We start from the raw sequence: 17,681 nt of genomic DNA, 5'->3' as shown, positions 1-17,681 counted from the left end.
GGACGCGAGCCGGCGTCAGGCGGCAGGCGGCACGCGTCAGGCGGTGCGCGGTGGCCGATGGGGGGCGGAACCGGCGCAGCGGACGCATGTGGTCGCCGCCGGGCGGATCTCCAGGCGTTCGGGCGGAATCGTCGTCCCGCAGCTCTCGCACTGCCCGTACTCTCCGCGTTCGAGGCGTTCCAGAGCCCGGTCCAGCTCCGCCAGGTGCTCGTGGGCCTGCGCCATCAGGGAGGCTACGTGGGCCCGCTCGAAGGCGGTGGTGCCTCCCTCGGGGTCGTGCTCGTCGTCCACCGCGATCAGGGCGTTCGCCGCGACGATCCCGTCGAAGTCGCGGCTCAGCGCGGCCGCGCGGGCGAGGGTCTCGGCGCGGGCGGCAGCGAGGCGTGCGCGAGCGGCCGAGGAGATGGACCGGCCGGGGTCGTCGGGACCGTGGTGGGAGGTGTCACCCATGCTGCGAGAACGTCGATACGCGGTTCACGATTCCCAGGCGGCAGGCGGCAGGCGGCAGGCGGCAGGCGGCAGGCGGCAGGTAGCGGGCGGCAGGCAGCCCTCGGTCGGCGGCCGCCAAGTCGGTCCGCCGCTCGGCCACGCGGCCACTCGGCCTGGTGCTCGGCCACTCCTCCCGGCGCGGAGCCCTCCCATTGCACCGCTCCGGCCCAATCGATCACGGTCGTCGGCGGCACCCTCTAGGATCCGGAGCATGGCGCTGACGACGCACGACGTGGACCGGTTCGAGGCGACGAGGCCCCGTCTGGAGGCGATCGCCTACCGCCTCCTCGGCTCGGCGGGCGAGGCGGAGGACGCCGTGCAGGAGACGTTCCTGCGCTGGCAGGCGGCCGACGTCGACCGGGTCGAGGTGCCCGAGGCCTGGCTGACGAAGGTGCTCACCAACCTGTGCCTCAACCAGCTCACCTCGGCCCGCGCACGCCGGGAGACCTACGTCGGCCAGTGGCTGCCCGAGCCGCTGCTCGCCGGTGACCCGATGCTCGGCCCGGCCGACACCGTCGAGCAGCGCGAGTCCGTCTCGTACGCCGTCCTCACCCTGCTGGAGCGCCTCACCCCGGGGGAGCGGGCGGTGTATGTGCTGAAGGAGGCCTTCGACTACCCGCACCGGGAGATCGCCGAGATCCTCGACATCAGCGAGGCGGCCAGCCAGCAGATCTTCCACCGCGCGAAGAAGCACGTGGCGGCGGGCAAGACGCGCACCGAGATCGACGAGGCGGCGGCCCGGCGGATCGTCGAGGAGTTCCTCGCGGCGGCCACCAGCGGGAAGACCGAACCGCTGGTGGCGCTGCTGACCTCGGACGCCATCGCGGTCGGCGACGGCGGCGGAAAGGTCCCGGCTCGCGCCAGGGCGTTCGAGGGTGCCCTGGCGGTCGCGAAGTTCATGCGGGGCCTGTTCAAGCCGGCCCCGGCCAAGCGGTCCCTGGTCGGTGGCTCACCCGAGATCCACATCACGACGGCCAACGGCGGCCCCGCGGTCCTGGCGGTCGTCGAGGGCCGGGTCGTCGGGGTCATCTGCCTGGAGATCGGTACGGACGGCATCGTCGCGTTCCGCAGCCAGGTCAACCCCGACAAGCTGGAGCGCGCGACCGAGGTGTGGGCGGCCACCGAGCACGGGGAGCCCCTGTTCCACGCGTTCTGAGCCTCTGTGCGCCTGCCCGCCCGCGCGTCTTCCTTGGCCCACACAGCGGGATGTGACCTGCTTCACATCCTCCTTCTGTCAGGAAAACGCGGGCTGCCCGGTTCAAGGGGCGAGACCGAGCAACGGCAAGCCTCGGACCCGCGCAGACAGGAGCAGGAAATGCAGCAGCACCGCATCATCGTCCTCGGAGCCGGCTACACCGGAGCCACCGCCGCCGGTCGCCTCGCCAAGCGGCTGCACCGCGCGGACGTCGCGATCACCCTCGTCAACGCCGAGCCCGACTTCGTCGAGCGCGTCCGGATGCACCAGCTCGCGGTCGGCCAGGAGCTCAAGCCCCGCCCCTTCGACGAGATGTTCGAGGGCACCGGCGTCGAGGTGAAGCTCGCCGAGGTCGCCGGTGTCGACGCCGACCGCAGGACCGTCACCGTGGTCGACGCGCAGGGCGCCGCGCGGCAGGAACTGGAGTACGACACCCTCGTCTACGCCCTCGGCAGCGGCTGGAACCCCCAGGGCGTCCCCGGCACCGCCGAGCACGCCCACGAGATCTCCAGCCGGCCCGGCGCGCTCCGGCTGCGCGAGCGGCTGGCCCGGCTGGACGCGGGACAGCCCGTGGTGATCGTCGGCGGCGGGCTCACCGGCGTGGAGGCCGCCGCCGAGATCGCCGAGGCCCGCCCCGACCTGGATGTCGCCCTCGTGGCCCGCGGCGGCCTCGGCGACTGGCTCTCCGACAAGGGCCGAGGACATCTGCGGAAGGTCTTCGCCGGGCTCGGCATCACCGTGCACGAGCACACCGCCGTCACCGCCGTCGAAGCCGACCGCGTCCTCACCGACGGGACGCCCGTCCCGGCCGCGGTCACCGTCTGGGCCACCGGCTTCGCCGTCCACCCGATCACCGTGGCCAGCACCCTGGAGGTCTCCGGCACGGGCCAGATCGTGGTCGACGGGACCATGCGCTCCGTCTCGCACCCCGAGGTGTACGCCATCGGTGACGCGGCCCTGGTGATGGGTCCCGGCGACAAGCCGCTGCGGATGTCGTGCGCCTCCGGTGTTCCCTCCTCGTGGCAGGCGGCCGACACCATCGCGGCCCGTCTGACCGGCGGAAAGCTCCCGAAGATCGGGATCCGCTACTACCAGCAGTGTGTCTCGCTCGGCCGCAAGGAGGGCCTGATCCAGTTCGTCACCGCGGACGACCGGGCCGTCCCGAAGGCCCTCACCGGCCGCCTCGCCGCCGTCTACAAGGAGCTCATCTGCAAGGGCGCGGCCTGGGGCGTCGCCAATCCGACGGTGGGCATGCCGGTCCGCCGCCGCCGCACGGTACAGCCGATCGGCAGGGCGGCCCGTGCGGACCAGGCGGGCCGTGTGGACCGGGCGGCCCGCACGGACGCGGGGAACCCGGCAGGGCAGGCGGACTCGACGGAGCAGGTCGCGGCCTGAGCCGGACGGTTCGGCCCACCCGGCCGCACGACGGAACGGGGCCCTCGACCAGAGGGCCCCGTTCCGTCGTGCGGCCGGGTGGGCGTCAGCCGACGTGTACGCGCGGTCGGCGTGCGCGGTCGCGTTCCGCCTCGCGCAGGACCTCCCGGGTGACGGGAGCGACCTCGCCCTGGCCGAAGAGGAAGAAGCGGAGGAAGTTGGCGAAGGGGTTGCCCTCGGTCCACTCGAAGTAGATGTGCGGGATGCGGCCCGTCTCGTCGCGGACGTGCAGGAGCAGCGCGGCGAGGGCGTTGGGGATGGTCGAGGACTCCAGGGTCAGGACGCGGTAGCGGTCGTGCAGGATCTCACCGCGCACCGTCAGGCCCGCCTCGAACTCCGACGGGTCCGTCACCGTCACCTCGACGAAGACGAAGTCCTCCTGCTCCGGCAGATCGTTGTCGGCCCGGATCTGCTCGATCTTGTCGCGGTACTCGGCCCTGTCCCGCTGGTCGGGCTCGTTGGCGATGAAGCGGATCCTGCGGCTGGCCATGTCCCTGATGAATCGTTCCGCCATGGCGTCGAGCGTCACGCTGGTCACGCGGAGCTCGAAGGCGCGGGCGAGACGGGAGAGGAGGGAGAGGAGAATGATGCCGGCGATGAAGCAGGCACCGATCTTCACACCGTCCGGGCGCTCGATGACGTTGACGACGGTCGTGTAGAGGAAGACCACCGAGATCACGCCGAAGCCGATGGTCCAGCCCCGCTGCCCGGCCTTGCGGGCCGCTATCGTCACCGCGATGGCCGCCGAGGAGATGAGGACCAGCACGCCGGTGGCGTAGGCGCCGCCCTGGGCGTCCACGTTCGCGTCGAAGATCCAGGTGACCAGGAAGCCCACGAGGGTGAAGACGATGACCATGGGGCGTACGGCACGCGCCCAGTGCGGGGCCATGCCGTAGCGGGGCAGGTAGCGCGGCATCAGGTTCAGCAGGCCGGCCATGGCGGAGGCGCCCGCGAACCACAGGATGGCGATGGTCGAGACGTCGTAGACGGTGCCGAAGGTGTTGCCCAGGTAGTCGTGGGCGAGATAGGCCAGCGCCCGGCCGTTGGCGTCGCCGCCCGGCTCGAACTCCTTCTCCGGGATGAGGAGGGTGGTGATGAAGCTGGTGCAGATCAGGAAGACGCTCATGATCACGGCGGCGGCGGTGAGCAGCTTCTTCGTGTCCCGGATGCGGCCCTTGGGGTTCGCCTCCGTGTCGCCGGGGTCGCCCTTCACGTGCGGCATCACGGCCACGCCGGTCTCGAAGCCGGAGAGGCCGAGCGCGAGCTTCGGGAAGACGATGAGCGCCACGCCGATCATGACGAAGACGTTGCCGTGCTCGGCCGTCAGCGCGGTCGACCAGTCGGTGACGACATGGCCCTCGGTGACGACGTGCCACAGGCCGACGATCACGACCACCACGTTCAACCCGAGGTAGACGGCGACCAGGGCGACGGCGACGCCGACGGCCTCCAGGAAGCCCTTGAGGAAGACCGCGCCGAGCAGGGCGATGAGGAGGAGCGTGATCAGGAGCTGCTTGTCGTGCAGGGCGTCGGTCAGGTGCGGGTTCTCGATCAGATGCGTGGAGGCGTCCGCCGCCGAGAGGGTGATCGTGATCAGGAAGTCGGTCGCCGCGAAGCCCAGGAGGGTGAGGACGAAGAGCTTGCCCTTCCAGAACGTCAGCAGGCGTTCCAGCATCGCGATGGAGCCCTCGCCCCGGGGGCTCTCTTCCGCCACCCGCCGGTACACGGGGAGGGCTCCCGCGAGGGTGACGACGACCAGCACGATGGTCGCGATGGGGGAGAGCAGGCCGGCCGCCAGCGCGGCGATGCCGGGCTGGTAACCGAGAGTGGAGAAGTAGTCGACGCCCGTCAGGCACATCACCCGCCACCAGGGCTGCCCCCGGTGCGCGGGCTCGGGCCGGGCGTGCGGTCCGGCGTGGCCGCCGCCCTTGCCCATGTCGGACAAACCCTCCAGCATCCAGGCGTGCAGGCGCCGTTGAGGGCGTTCGGTGGTGGCCATCGGCGTGCTCCTGGTGCATGGCTCCGTAGGGGAAAGGCCATCACGCGGACGGCACCCCCAGCGTAAGCAGAGAGTGACGTCCGGGCCCATGGGGAGCGTGCTCCGAAGGCGTCAAAGGTCCGTCAAAACCTTCGCGCCTTCGTGCCTTCGTGCCTGCGCATCTACGCGCTTTCGCCCGCCGTCAGCCGGTGCCGCTCAGAGGCTGCGGGCGGTGATGTCGCCCTGCATCGTGGTGGCGCGGATGTCGAGCTCGGCGGTGCCGTCGTTCCGGAGGGCGTTGCTGACGCGGCCGTACTCCGTGCCGGCGTCCAGGGCGGCCGAGACACCGGCGGCGGCGCCGACCGTGATGTCCCCGGACTGGGTGAGCAGCACGACCTTGCCGCGCACGGCCTCGGCGATCCGGATGGAGCCCCGCTGCGTGCTGATGTCCGCGGCGCCGCCCAGCCGGCCGACCTCGACGTCGCCGTCGATCGCGGTGAGGCGGAGGCTCGCGACCTCGTCGACCTTGATCCGGCGGTACGCGCCCGCGAAGGCGACGTCGCCGAGGCGTCCGTCGGTCTCCAGCTCGGCGCTCTCGGACCTGGCCTCGACGTGCGAGCCGACGGGCAGGTGGACGGTGACCTCCAGGGCCCCGGAGAAGCCGACCAGCTTGCTGTCGGGGGCAGCGGTGGTGACGTGCAGGACACCGTCGGCGTACGAGACGGTGGTGCGCTCGGCGGTCTTGACGTCGCGCCCCTTGGACGGGTCGGCGGGCAGGACCTCGACGGTGGTGCCGGCGCCGTCGGTGGCGACGAACCGCACGCGCCCGGCAGGGATGTCCAGGACGGCGGAGATCGGCGCGGGGGTCTCGAACTTCTGCATCATGCTCTCCTGTGAATCGAAGTTTCCGATGCAGGAAAGCTACGTTGCGTTCATGGATCGAGCAACATTGTTGCTGCGACGTATCGCTATAATCGCAGGTGAAGTTGGTGATTTCGTTGCAGTGGGCTAGCCGCTAAATGCAACGGTGGGTCGCAGGTGCGTTGCAATGAGCTGCATGTGAACGCTGCACTCACCCACGACCCGCGTCGAGCCCCGAACGGATCCGGCGCGGACCGGGCCGTATGGAGTGGCACCCGCTGGAGATCCTGGTCACCCACCCCGGCCGACTGATCACCCAGCGGACACCTCCCACCCCCGCCACCTGATCACCGGGCCTGCAACCGGACCGTATGGCGCACGGGGAAGACCGCGAACCCCGTGCGGTGGGCCAGCGTTCCCCACAGCCCTCGCGGCAGGTACAGCGAGACCACGATGGCCGCCGCGCCCACCACGATCAGGTACCAGACACCGCTCTGCGCGAAGTACTTGTCGAGGAGGAAGTACGCGATCGCGCCGATGACCGGGCCCTCGATCGTGCCGATGCCGCCGATGATCACCATGAAGACCATCAGGGCCGAGTACTGCACCCCGAAGATCTGCGTCGGCGACGCCACCCCCAGGCTGTTGACGCAGATCACCGCACCGGCGGCGGCACACCCGGCAGCCGCGGTGATGTAGATGATCCGCTTGCCTCGCGTGACGTTCACGCCGAGGGAACCGGCGGCGGTGTCGTCGTCGCGGATGGCCTGGAGGCTCAGGCCGAGGCGGCTGCGCAGGACGGCGTAGGTGCCGAGCACGGCCGCTGCCATGACGGCGAGCGCCAGCCAGTAGGTGAAGGCGCGCCGCAGCACCGGATCGGCGGTGACGTCGGAGAGGGTGCGTCCGCTCGCCGCGCCCAGGGAGTCGAAGCGGACCACGATCAGGCGGACGACCTCGGCGATCACCCAGGTGCCGACGGCGAAGTAGCCGCCGCGCAGCCGGAAGGCGAGGTACGACACCGGCCAGGCGAGCAGTGCCACCAGAGCGGAGACGACCAGTGTGCCGGCGTAGACGTTCACGCCGTGGTCGTTGACGACGAACAGGAGGTAGGCGCCCAGGCCGATGAACGCCTGCTGGCCCATCGACATCATGCCCGCGTACCCCGCGAGCAGGTTCCACATGGAGGCGAGGGCCACCAGGTAGCAGAGCTTGACCAGTTGGGCTGTGACGCCGGATTCGACGAGGTAGGGGAGGGCCGCCATCGTCAGGAGGACGACGGCCGTGCCCGTCAGGCCGAGGACCGTGGCTCGGCCGCCCCGGTGTACGGGCGGCAGTGCGCCGGTCGCCTCGGCGGCGGGGGCTGTCTGGACGGTCATGCGAGGACACTCCTGCCGAACAGGCCCTGCGGACGGAACACCAGGACCAGGAGGAAGACCACGTGCCCCGCGAGCAGGGGGAGGTCCGGGGAGATCTGGGCGCCGACGGACTGGGCCACACCGAGCACCACACCGCCGGCGAGCGTGCCCCACAGCGAGCCGAGACCGCCGATGATGACCGTCTCGAAGGCGAACAGGACGGTGAGCTGACCCTCGTACGGAGTGACCCCGCCCTGCCGCATCGTGTAGAGGACACCGGCCAGGGCTACCGTGGCGAACGCGATGACCGAGGTCAGGGCGTACACGCGGCGGTTGTCGACGCCCATCAGGCGGACCACCGCGCGGTCGTCGGACGTGGCGCGGACGATCCGGCCGGGCTGGGTGCGGTAGAGGAAGAGGTGGAGCGAGGAGAGGACCGCCACCGCCGCGGCGACCGTGATCAGCGGGAACAAGCCGATGGCCAGGCCACCGCCGAGGTCGATGCTCGCGGTGCCGAGCGAGCCGATGGGCAGGGGCTGCGCGTCGCTGCTGAACACCTGGACCAGGACGTTGGGGATGATGACCGAGATGCCGAAGGTGACCAGCATCGGGGCGAGTTCGCCGAGGCCCATCGCCCGGTCCAGCATGGAGCGTTGGACGAGGTAGCCGAGCGCGCCGACCGCGACCATCGACACGACGATGGTGACGGGGACGGGGACGCCGTAGTGGGCCGCGGTCACCGCGGCCACGTAGCCGCCGAGGATCATCAGATCCCCGTGGGCGAGGTTGGCGATCCGCATCACGCCGAAGACGAGCGACAGGCCCGCGGCGGCCATGGCGAAGATGCCGCCGAGCAGGACGCCCTGCAGGATTACGTTGAGCCAGGTCATGGGGTCTTCACCTCCGGGAAGGCGCCGGTGCCGAAGTACGCGGCGGTCACCTGGTCGCGGGTGAGCCCGGCCGCCGTGCCGGTCAGCACGATCCGGCCCTCCAGGACACACGCGATGCGGTCCGCCACGGCGAACGTACGGTTGAGGTCCTGCTCGACCAGGATCACTGTCGCGCCCTGGGCGCGGATGCCGGGCAGCGCCGTGTAGAGCTGGTCCACGACGAGCGGGGCCAGGCCCAGGGAGACCTCGTCGAGGAGCAGCAGACGCGGATTGCCCATCAGCGCGCGGCCGATGGCGACGGCCTGCTGCTCACCGCCGGAGAGCCGGGCCGCCTTGCGGGTACGGCGGTCGGCGACGAGCGGCATCGCCTCGTACACCTTGGCCAGGTTCCAGGGGCCCTTGCGCCCGGTGGCGGCGCCGACCTGGAGGTTCTCCTCGACGGTGAGCGACGGGAAGAGCCGGCGGCCCTCCGGGACCAGGCAGACGCCCTTGCGGGCCCGGCGGATGTCCGGCTCGGCGGTGACGTCCTCACCGGCCAGGCCGATCGTGCCGCGGAAGGGCTTCAGGGCTCCCGCGATGGTTTTCAACAGGGTGGACTTTCCCGCGCCGTTGGCGCCGACGAGGGCGAGCAGCTCACCCTCGGCCACGTCGAGGTCGATGCCGAACAGGGCCTGGAAGTCGCCGTATCCGGCATCGACGGAGTCGACTCGCAGAAGCGTGCTCATGCCGCCGTACCTCCCAGGTAGACCTCCGCGACCTCGTCGCTGGCCAGTACCTCGTGCGGGTCGCCGTCGACGCGGATCCGGCCGTAGGCGAGACAGACCAGCCGGTCGACGACCTGGACCAGAGCCTTGACGACGTGCTCGATCCACAGGATCGTCACGCCGGACTCCTTCAGGGACAACACGGTCTCGACGAGCTCCTCCGCCTCGGCCTCGGTGAGGCCGCCCGCGATCTCGTCGAGGAGGAGCAGGTCGGGGCCGGTGGCGAGCGCCCGTGCCAGCTCCAGCCGTTTGCGGCCGAGGAGCGGCAGGGAACCGGCGGGCTTGTTGGCGAGGGGGAGCAGCCCGGCGGTCTCCAGCGCGTGCAGGGCCTGCTCGCGGGCGGGGCCGCCGCGCAACCGGGCTCCCCGCTCGGCGCCGACCAGGGCGTTCTCGAACACGGTCAGATCGCCGAAGGGGCGCGGTATCTGGAAGGAGCGGCCGACGCCGAGCCGACATCGCTGCGCCGCGGAGGTGCGGGTGACGTCGTGGCCCGCCAGCCGCACGGTGCCCGCGGTCGCGCGCTCGACGCCCGAGATCGCGCTGAGCAGGGTGGACTTGCCCGCGCCGTTCGGGCCGACGATGCCGACGGCCTGCCCGCGCGGGACGGTCAGCTCGACGTCCTCCAGGACCCGCAACTCGCCGAAGCGCACGGCGAGATGGTCCACTTCGAGGAGTGGAGCGGTCACAGTTCCGCCGCCTCGGCGTCGGGCTTGACCTGCGGCAGCAAGCTGTTGCTGACGACCTTCAGTTCGTACGCGTCACCGCTGCCCTTGATCCACTGGGTGCCGACCATGGGGATGGTGGCGACGTTCTTGACCGGGTTGGCCGGACCGCCGCCGGTCCAGGTGAGGTGACCGAGGACGGTGTCGAGGCTGGTCTTCGCGATCTGGGCGGCGACGGCCTCGCGGTCCTTGGGGTTCGTGTTGCGCAGGACGTGGTTGGCCACCTCGAACAGCGCGTGGTTGGGGCCGAGGCCCTGGTTCCACGTCCGGCCCTTCGCCAGCGGGGACTTCTCGTAGTCGTCGGCGAGTGCGGTGGCGGTCTGACCGGTGATCGTGGAGGTGAACGGGAACTGCGGCACCCACCAGCTCGCCGTGCACAGCCCGTTGCCGAGGTTGTTCGGCAGGGAGGCCACCGTCGACTCGAAGAGGATGGCCTTGGAGATGGTGGCGACCTTGGGCTTGAAGTCCTGCTGTGCGGCCTGTGTCCAGAACGTCGCGAAGTCGGGCGGCGAGGGCACGCCGGCGAGGATCTCGACGCCCTCCTTCTTGAAGTTCGCGATGATCGACGAGAAGTCCTTGGTGCCGGGCTCGTAGGAACCCGGGTCGACGAACGTGAAACCCTTGGTCGAGGGCTGCGAGCGGTAACCGGTGGCCTTGTCCCGGAAGGCGTTGCCGTCGGAGTCGTTCGGCCACAGCACGCCGACCTTCTTGTTGGTGTCGTGCTGCCGCCACATGTCGGTCTCGACCCTGGACAGGTGCTCGATGCCGTCGAAGAAGTGGAACGTGTACTTGAAGGTCTTCTTCGGCGTCGCGCCACGCCCGAAGAACCAGGCCTGCCAGGGCTCGATGGTCGAGACGCAGGGCACGCCCTCGCTCTCGCACTTGGCCGCCACCGGGTGGATCGTGTCCGGCGTGGCGGTGACCAGGACGAGGTCGACCTGCTCCTGCGAGATCAGCTCGTCCGCGATGGTGGCCGCCTGCTGCGGGTCCGAGCCCGTGTCGCGGTCCAGGATCCGCACGTCGTACTTCTTGCCGTCGTAGGTGATCCCCTTGGCGAAGAAGGCACGCACCTGCTTGAGGATGTAGGCGTCGGACTCGGCGAAGGCCGCGTAGGCGCCGGTGCGCGGGCTGACGTAGCCGATCTTGATGGTGTCGCCGGTCGAGCCGCCCGAGCCCTTGAGGCCGGAGGAACAGGCGGAAAGGATCGGGGAGGCCGCCACGGCGGAGACTCCGAGGCCTCTGAGGACGGTGCGGCGGGAGGGCTTGATCGCGGGGTGTTCCATGGCGGGCTCCGGAGGGCCTTGAGCCGCAGGTCACGGGCTGCGGCGAGTGGAGGAAGTGGCCGCGAACGTAGGCCCGCCGTCCGTGCCTGGACAGGGCACGGATTCGATATGCGAGACGGCTGTGCCGTCGGTGACCTTAATGAAACATCAGCTGTACGCAGAGGAACGTAAAGGCGTTACTGCACGCGCATAACGGGACCGGTGGGACCGCTGGGGCTCCTGTGGCCGGCGCCCACGTGAGTCAGGGCGTCGCGCGGATCCGTTCGCGCAGGTCCCTGGTGTACGCGTGGAACACGCCCACCAGGTCGACCTGGCCGGGATCGGCCAGCCACTGGTTCTCCAGGCCCTCCATGACGGCGACGATCTGCGTGGCCAGCAGCCCGCAGTCGAGGTCCCCGCGCAGCTCACCGTCGGCGACGCCCGCCTCCAGGGCCGTACGCACCAGCGTCCGCGCCTCCGCGAAGTGCCGTCTGCCGTGCTCGGCCGCGGGGTGGTCGCCGCCCGCCGATTCGGCGGCCAGGACGTGGGAGAGCTGTACGAGCCCGAAGCGCTCGGCGTTGACGACCACGAGCCGGTCCAGCATGTCGAGCACCTGCAGGCCGCGCAGGGTGAAGATGTCCTCCACGCCCATGCCGTGCCGGTCGCGCAGGTCCCGCTCGGCCAGTACGGCCGCGAGCAGTGCCTGCTTGCTGGGGAAGTGGTGGAGCAGGCCGGGCTTGGACATGCCCGTGCGGCCGGCGATGTCCTGGAGGGACGCGCCCCAGAAGCCGCGGGCGGCGAACTCCTCCATCGCGACGTCGAGGATCCGCCGCTTGGCTGCCTCGCCCCGTGCGTACGTACTCGGTCTGCCGCCGGTCCTCGTGCTCTCGCCGGTCCTCGTGCTGTTGTCGTCCGCCACCCGGCTCACTCTAGTGCGGCGGAAAAAAATCATGGAACAAAAACCTACCGACCGATAGGTAGCAATTGTAGAGTGCGGTCCCACCGGCGCGACGAAGCCGTCCGTCCGGGCCCCGGGGGAACGAGTCCCAGCTCCCTTCCGCTCTCTGCGACCCTCTCGCTCGCCTTCTTCCGCTCTCTCCGCTCTCTTCCGCGCTCTGGGAGATCCCTATGTCCGAAAGCACCACCGACGCTCCTCCCGCCTCCGCCGGTACGGCCACCCCGGCCGTCACCGCCCGTGTCGGCGCCGGATTCGTCTCGCTCTACGCACTCGCCTACTTCGGTATCTGGCTGGCGGTCCTCGCACCGGCCGTGGTGACCTTGCAACTCAAGGTGTTGCGCCTGTACCCCGACGACGCCACCTCGGTGATCGGTGTCGTCGGCGGTGTGGGCGCGCTGTTCGCCCTCATCGGCAACCCGTGGGCCGGAAAGCTGTCCGACCGGTGCACGTCGCGCTTCGGCATGCGCCGGCCGTTCGTCCTCGGCGGCATGCTCGTCGGCACCCTGGCCACCGCGGTCATCGCCTACGCGCCCAACATGGGCATGCTCATCGTGGGGTGCTCGCTGGCCCAGCTGTCCTACAACGCCGCCCTGGCCGGCATCGTGGCGGTGGTCCCGGACCAGGTGCCCGAGGACCAGCGCGGCAAGTTCTCCGGCCTGCTCGGACTCTGTCAGTTCCTGGCGCTCGGCGTCGCCGCGTACGTCGTCGACCTCGTTGCCGGGAACATGACGCTGATGTTCGGCGTACCGGCCCTGTTCGGCCTGCTGGCCGTCGTGCCGCTGCTGGTCGTGCTGCGCGACAGGGTGCGCACCGAGAAGCCGTCCACCCCGTACGGGGTCAAGGAGTTCCTCGCCAGTTTCTGGGTCAACCCGGTAGCCCAGCCGGGCTACGCCTGGGCCTGGCTGAGCCGCTTCCTCCTCGTGCTCGGCTGGGCGACCCTCATGACGTACCAGGCCTTCCTGCTGATAGACCGCTTCGGCTACACGCCGGACAACGTCGGTGGTCAGGTCGGGGTCGTCCTGTCGGTGATGGTCGTCGGCATCCTGGCCGGTTCCGGTGGCGGTGGCTGGCTGTCGGACAAGCTCGGCCGGCGCAAGCTTTTCGTCGGGCTCGCGGGTGTCATCGCCGCGATCGGTCTGCCCACCATCGCCTTCGCGCACAGCATGACCCTGCTGCTGGTCGGTGTGGCCGTCGTGGGTCTCGGTATCGGGGTCCACATGTCGGTCGACCTCGCGCTCGTGCTCGACGTCCTGCCGGACAAGACCAATGTGGCCAGGGACCTGGGCGTGTTCAACATCGCCAACGCGCTTCCGCAGTCCGTCGCCCCGGCGATCGCGCCGGTCTTCCTGGCCGTCGGGGCAGGGCAGAACTACACCGCCCTGTTCCTGGCCGCCGCGGGCTTCGCGGTGCTCGGCGCCCTGGCCGTCCGGCCGGTGCGAGGAGCGCGCTGAGCGTCCCCGGGCGGGGCGCTGTCGACACCGGGCCGGTGGGGGCCGCCCGGGATGCCGACGGCGCCCCGCCGCCCGCGAGCGGCGACCGCACCGGCCGTGGGTCCGAACTGCGGGGCGCACCGGACACCCCGCCATCGCTGAACCGAGACGAAGGAGCACCGGCCATGACCGCCGGCACCCCGGTGACAAGTCACACGACGAACGAGACGACCCCACAGGCGGACCGCGGCCGCGCGGACGCGGCCCCGGCGACCGCGCCGTCCCGCGACGAGTTGTGCGCACGGGTGGTCGAGGGCGCCCTGGCCCGTATGGACCTCGACACCAAGGCCCGGCTGATCGCGGGCCAGGACATGTGGTCGTTGCCCGCCGTGCCCGAGGTCGGCCTGCGGTCCGTGGTCATGTCCGACGGCCCCATCGGAGTGCGGGGAACCCGGTGGTCCCCGGACGATCCCTCGGTCGCGTTGCCCAGTCCGACCGCCCTCGCCGCCACCTGGGACCCCGAACTCGCCCACCGGGCCGGCCGGTTGCTCGCGCACGAGGCCCGCCGCAAGGGCGTCGACGTCCTGCTCGCGCCCACGGTCAACCTGCACCGCACTCCGCTGGGCGGCCGGCACTTCGAGTGCTTCTCGGAGGACCCCCTGCTCACCGGGGTCATCGGTGCCGGATACGTGCGCGGCGTGCAGGACGGCGGTGTCGGTACGACCGTCAAGCACTTCGTCGCCAACGACAGCGAGACCGAGCGGTTCACCCTCGACGCGCGAGTGAGCGAACGGGCGCTGCGCGAGCTGTACCTCGCCCCCTTCGAGCACATCGTCACCCACGCCGGGCCCTGGGGTGTCATGTCCGCCTACAACGGCGTCAACGGCGCCGGCATGACCGAGAACCACCGCCTCCAGAACGAGGTCCTGCGCGGGGAGTGGGGCTTCGACGGCGTGATCGTCTCGGACTGGATGGCCGCCCGCGACACGGTACGCGCCGCCGAGGGCGGCCTGGACATCGCGATGCCGGGCCCGAGGACCGTCTACGGCGCCGCTCTCGCCGACGCCGTACGCGACGGCCGCGTCGCCGAGCGGACACTCGACGCGGCGGTACGTCGCGTCCTGCGGCTGGCCGCACGGGTCGGCGCCCTCGACGGCGCCCCGCCCGCCGGAGCGGCGCAGGCCGAGGAGATCGACGGCAGGGCTCTGGCGCGCGAGATCGCCCGCCGCTCCTTCGTCCTGCTCAAGAACGACCCCGCTCCCGACGGCGGTGCGGTGCTTCCCCTGAACCGGGACGCGCTGCGCAGGGTCGCCCTCATCGGCGACACGGCCCGCCACGCCCGCGTCATGGGCGGCGGCAGCGCCACCGTCTTCCCCGAGCACGTCGTCAGCCCGCTGGCCGGTCTGCGCCGCGCTCTTCCGCCGGCCGTCGAACTGGTCCACGCACAGGGCGCCGACCCGCGTACCCGCCTCGCCCCGGCCGCCGAGTACTTCACCCTGCGCTCCCGCTACCGGGACGAGGACGGCGACGTCCTCGCCGAACTGCCCCAGCCCGACGGCCAGGTGATGACGGTGGGCAGCCTGCCCACCGGGGTGACCGCACGGCGGCTCCACTGCGTGGACATCACCGGCAGCTTCACCCCCGACCGGACCGGAACCCACACCTTCGGCGTCACGGGGTTCGGCAGCTACACCCTCGACGTCGCCGGTCACCGGCTGGCCGAGGACGTCTGCGTCCCCGACTCCGACGACCCCTTCCTCGCGTTCACCAACCCGTCCGAGCGGCGCTTCACCGTCGAGCTGACCGCGGGCGAGACCGTCGAGGTCGCCTTCCGCTTCGTCCCGTTCACCAAGGGCATGGACGACAACATCGCGGCTCTCGCCTTCGGTCTGGGGCACCGCCCGCCGACCGCCACGGACGAGGAACTCATCGAGGAGGCCGTGGCGGTCGCCACGTCCAGTGACGTCGCGGTGATCGTGGTGGCCACCACGGAGGAGACGGAGAGCGAGGGCTTCGACCGTACGAGCCTGAAGCTGCCGGGCCGCCAGGACGAACTGGTCCGCCGGGTGGCCGAGGCCAACCCGCGCACCGTCGTGGTCGTCAACACCGGCTCCCCGGTGGAGATGCCGTGGCGCGACGAGGTCGCCGCCGTCCTGCTCGGCTGGTTCCCGGGGCAGGAGGCCGGGCACGCCCTCGCCGACGTCCTGCTCGGCGCCGAGGAACCCGGCGGGAGGCTCCCCACCACCTGGCCCGCGGCCATGACCGACTGCCCCGTCCTGGACACCGAGCCCGTCGACGGCCTCCTCACCTACGACGAGGACGTCTTCATCGGCTACCGGGCCTGGGCCCGCCAGGACACCCCGCCCGCCTACTGGTTCGGCCACGGCCTGGGATACACGGACTGGGCGTACGAGGAGGCCGAGTTCACGCCCGCGCCACCCGGCGCCCACGAGCTGGGCACCCTGCGCGTGAAGGTACGCAACACCGGTGGGCGCCCGGGCCGTGAGGTCGTCCAGGTGTATCTGGAACCGGCGGACACGGCCACCGCCCACGCGGCCGAGCGCCCCCGACGCCGGCTCGCCGGTTTCGCCACCGCCCAGGCCGCCCCCGGAAGGACGACCCTGGTGGAGATACCGGTGCCGCGCAGGGCCGCGCAGATCTGGGACCCGGAGCGGGACGCCTGGCACACGGTCCAGGGCCGCTACCGCCTGCGCGCCGGGCGCTCGTACCCGGATCTGCGCGTCGAGGCGGCATGCGACGCGCTCTGACGGCCTCGCGGCCTGATGGCTTCGTAGCCCGGCGGCTTCGTGGCCCTCCGGCCTGGCGGCCTCCCGGGGCCGTGCGACCCGCGTACCCCAGTCCCATGCCGGTCCGGCTCAGCCCCGGACGGTGCCGACCGACCGAATCCGGAGTCTCGTATTGCGAAACAGCCATGTTCATGGGCACCGGAGAGGCCCTTATTGTCCGCCCATGCAGACCGCCCTCTCCATGCTCGCAGCCGGGACGCTCACCAGCGTCTCGCTCACCGAGGAACTCCTGGCGCGCGCCGAGCGGGCCGGTGACCTGGGAGCCTTCGTCACCCTCGACGCCGACCGCGCTCTCGCCGAGGCCGCGGCGGCGGACCGCGGCCCCACCCGGGGCCCGCTGCACGGGCTGCCGATCGCCGTCAAGGACAACATCCACGTCGCCGGACTCCCCAACACCGCCGGCTGCGAGGCGCTCGCCGGATTCGTCCCGGACCGCGACGCGCAGGCGGTCACCCGGCTGCGTGCGGCCGGCGCGATCGTGCTCGGCAAGACCAACATGCACGAGCTGGCCCTGGGAGCCACCACCGCGGGCGGCCCGTACGGCCCCGCCCGCAATCCGGCCGACCCCGACCGCTTCGCGGGCGGAAGCAGCGGCGGCACCGCCACGGCCGTCGCCGCCGGTCTGGCCCCGGCCGGGCTGGGCACCGACACCGGCGGCTCGGTCCGCGTCCCGGCCGCGCTCACCGGCATCGCCGGGCTTCGCCCGACCACGGGCCGCTACCCGGCCGGGGGAGTGACCCCGCTGTCGTGGACGCGCGACACCATCGGACCCATGGCCCCGACCGTCGCGGACCTGGTCTTCCTGGACGCCGTCCTCGCCGCCGACCACGACCCGGCCGAGGCACCCGACCCGCGCGAGGTCGTGCTCGCCGTCCCCGGACACCACTTCACCGAGCCGCTGCACCCGCGTACCGCCGAGGTGTGGGAGCACTGCCTGGAGGTCCTGGGGACCGCCGGGGTCCGGTTCGTGCCGGTACGGCTGCCGGAGGTCGAGACGGCCGAGGAACTGGCCGGATTCCCCCTCACCCTCTACGAGGCCGCCAGACAACTGCCCGGGTACCTGAGCACGGCGACCGGCGGCACGGAACCGGCGGAACTCCTGGCCCGGATCACCCACCCCGACGTCCGCACGACGATGGAGCGGGTCGTGTTCCCGCAGGCGGTCACCGAGACGGCGTACAAGGCCGCGCTCGACATCCGCGACCGTGTCCTCGTGGACGGCTACCGGCGGATCTTCCGTGAAAGCGGAGCCCACGCCGTGCTCTTCCCCACCACACCCCTGCCCGCCGGACGCATCGACACCGACACCGAGCGGGTACGGCTGGACGGCGACCCGCGTCCGACCTTCCCCACGTACATCCGCAACACGGGACCCGGCAGCGTCGCCGCTCTTCCCGGCCTCACCGTGCCCGTCCGGTCGGCGGGCCCGGGACTCCCGGTGGGTGTGGCGCTCGACGCGCCCTGGGACACCGACCGACGGCTCCTGGGCCTCGGCCTGCTGGTCGAACAGCTCCTGGAAGCGGGAGCATGAAGAGA

Annotated in this window: 14 protein-coding genes; 5 read left to right on the top strand and 9 right to left on the bottom strand. The window is 71.4% G+C overall.

What is annotated here, in order from left to right; all coding sequences use genetic code 11:
- Positions 1-36: 36 nt before the first annotated feature.
- Positions 37-450 carry a TraR/DksA family transcriptional regulator gene (locus tag ACZ9QC_RS08125; protein ID WP_472919526.1) on the bottom strand — a complete coding sequence of 138 codons (414 nt, stop codon included), beginning with the start codon at positions 448-450 and terminating at the stop codon, positions 37-39.
- 250 nt (positions 451-700) lie between these two features.
- Between ACZ9QC_RS08125 and ACZ9QC_RS08120 the strand changes: the two genes are divergently transcribed.
- Together ACZ9QC_RS08120 and ACZ9QC_RS08115 are read left to right on the top strand one after the other, a co-directional pair.
- Entirely contained in the window at positions 701-1,645 is a 945-nt protein-coding gene (locus tag ACZ9QC_RS08120) for an RNA polymerase sigma-70 factor (RefSeq protein ID WP_472919525.1), read from the top strand.
- A gap of 159 nt (positions 1,646-1,804) precedes the next feature.
- Entirely contained in the window at positions 1,805-3,079 is a 1,275-nt protein-coding gene (locus ACZ9QC_RS08115) for an NAD(P)/FAD-dependent oxidoreductase (RefSeq protein ID WP_472919524.1), read from the top strand.
- Positions 3,080-3,164: 85 nt separating this feature from the next.
- Here ACZ9QC_RS08115 and ACZ9QC_RS08110 read toward each other — a convergent pair whose 3' ends face one another.
- The 8 genes from ACZ9QC_RS08110 to ACZ9QC_RS08075 all read right to left on the bottom strand — a co-directional run bounded on the left by ACZ9QC_RS08110 (position 3,165) and on the right by ACZ9QC_RS08075 (position 11,869).
- Complete coding sequence (locus ACZ9QC_RS08110; protein ID WP_472919523.1) at positions 3,165-5,117, bottom strand: APC family permease; 1,953 nt, start codon at positions 5,115-5,117, stop codon at positions 3,165-3,167.
- Between the two features lie 195 nt (positions 5,118-5,312).
- Positions 5,313-5,978, bottom strand: coding sequence for a DUF4097 family beta strand repeat-containing protein (locus ACZ9QC_RS08105; RefSeq protein WP_472921630.1), 666 nt, complete (start codon positions 5,976-5,978; stop codon positions 5,313-5,315).
- Positions 5,979-6,304: 326 nt separating this feature from the next.
- Positions 6,305-7,333 (bottom strand): branched-chain amino acid ABC transporter permease, encoded by a 1,029-nt coding sequence (locus ACZ9QC_RS08100; protein ID WP_472919522.1) that lies wholly within the window; start codon positions 7,331-7,333, stop codon positions 6,305-6,307.
- Positions 7,330-8,202: a branched-chain amino acid ABC transporter permease gene (locus ACZ9QC_RS08095; RefSeq protein ID WP_472919521.1), complete on the bottom strand. Its 873-nt coding sequence runs from the start codon at positions 8,200-8,202 to the stop codon at positions 7,330-7,332. Before ACZ9QC_RS08095 ends, ACZ9QC_RS08100 begins: the two co-directional genes overlap by 4 nt.
- Positions 8,199-8,927 carry an ABC transporter ATP-binding protein gene (locus tag ACZ9QC_RS08090; protein WP_472919520.1) on the bottom strand — a complete coding sequence of 243 codons (729 nt, stop codon included), beginning with the start codon at positions 8,925-8,927 and terminating at the stop codon, positions 8,199-8,201. Before ACZ9QC_RS08090 ends, ACZ9QC_RS08095 begins: the two co-directional genes overlap by 4 nt.
- The gene (locus ACZ9QC_RS08085) at positions 8,924-9,652 is read right to left on the bottom strand and encodes an ABC transporter ATP-binding protein (protein WP_472919519.1); all 729 of its coding nucleotides are present in this window, start codon (positions 9,650-9,652) and stop codon (positions 8,924-8,926) included. Before ACZ9QC_RS08085 ends, ACZ9QC_RS08090 begins: the two co-directional genes overlap by 4 nt.
- Entirely contained in the window at positions 9,649-10,971 is a 1,323-nt protein-coding gene (locus ACZ9QC_RS08080) for an ABC transporter substrate-binding protein (RefSeq protein ID WP_472919518.1), read from the bottom strand. Before ACZ9QC_RS08080 ends, ACZ9QC_RS08085 begins: the two co-directional genes overlap by 4 nt.
- A gap of 241 nt (positions 10,972-11,212) precedes the next feature.
- The gene (locus tag ACZ9QC_RS08075; RefSeq protein ID WP_472919517.1) at positions 11,213-11,869 is read right to left on the bottom strand and encodes a TetR/AcrR family transcriptional regulator; all 657 of its coding nucleotides are present in this window, start codon (positions 11,867-11,869) and stop codon (positions 11,213-11,215) included.
- 209 nt (positions 11,870-12,078) lie between these two features.
- On the opposite strand from ACZ9QC_RS08075, the gene ACZ9QC_RS08070 reads away from it, so the two are divergent.
- From ACZ9QC_RS08070 to ACZ9QC_RS08060, 3 genes are all read left to right on the top strand, one after another.
- Positions 12,079-13,359 carry an MFS transporter gene (locus ACZ9QC_RS08070; RefSeq protein WP_472919516.1) on the top strand — a complete coding sequence of 427 codons (1,281 nt, stop codon included), beginning with the start codon at positions 12,079-12,081 and terminating at the stop codon, positions 13,357-13,359.
- 164 nt (positions 13,360-13,523) lie between these two features.
- Positions 13,524-16,106: a glycoside hydrolase family 3 protein gene (locus ACZ9QC_RS08065; protein WP_472919515.1), complete on the top strand. Its 2,583-nt coding sequence runs from the start codon at positions 13,524-13,526 to the stop codon at positions 16,104-16,106.
- A 202-nt stretch (positions 16,107-16,308) separates the two neighbouring features.
- Positions 16,309-17,676: an amidase family protein gene (locus tag ACZ9QC_RS08060; RefSeq protein ID WP_472919514.1), complete on the top strand. Its 1,368-nt coding sequence runs from the start codon at positions 16,309-16,311 to the stop codon at positions 17,674-17,676.
- The last annotated feature ends 5 nt before the right edge of the window (positions 17,677-17,681 follow it).

The organism is Streptomyces sp. HUAS MS02, assembly GCF_055702265.1.
Note: the sequence above shows the minus strand (reverse complement) of the source record. Positions and strands in the feature narration are given on the sequence as shown.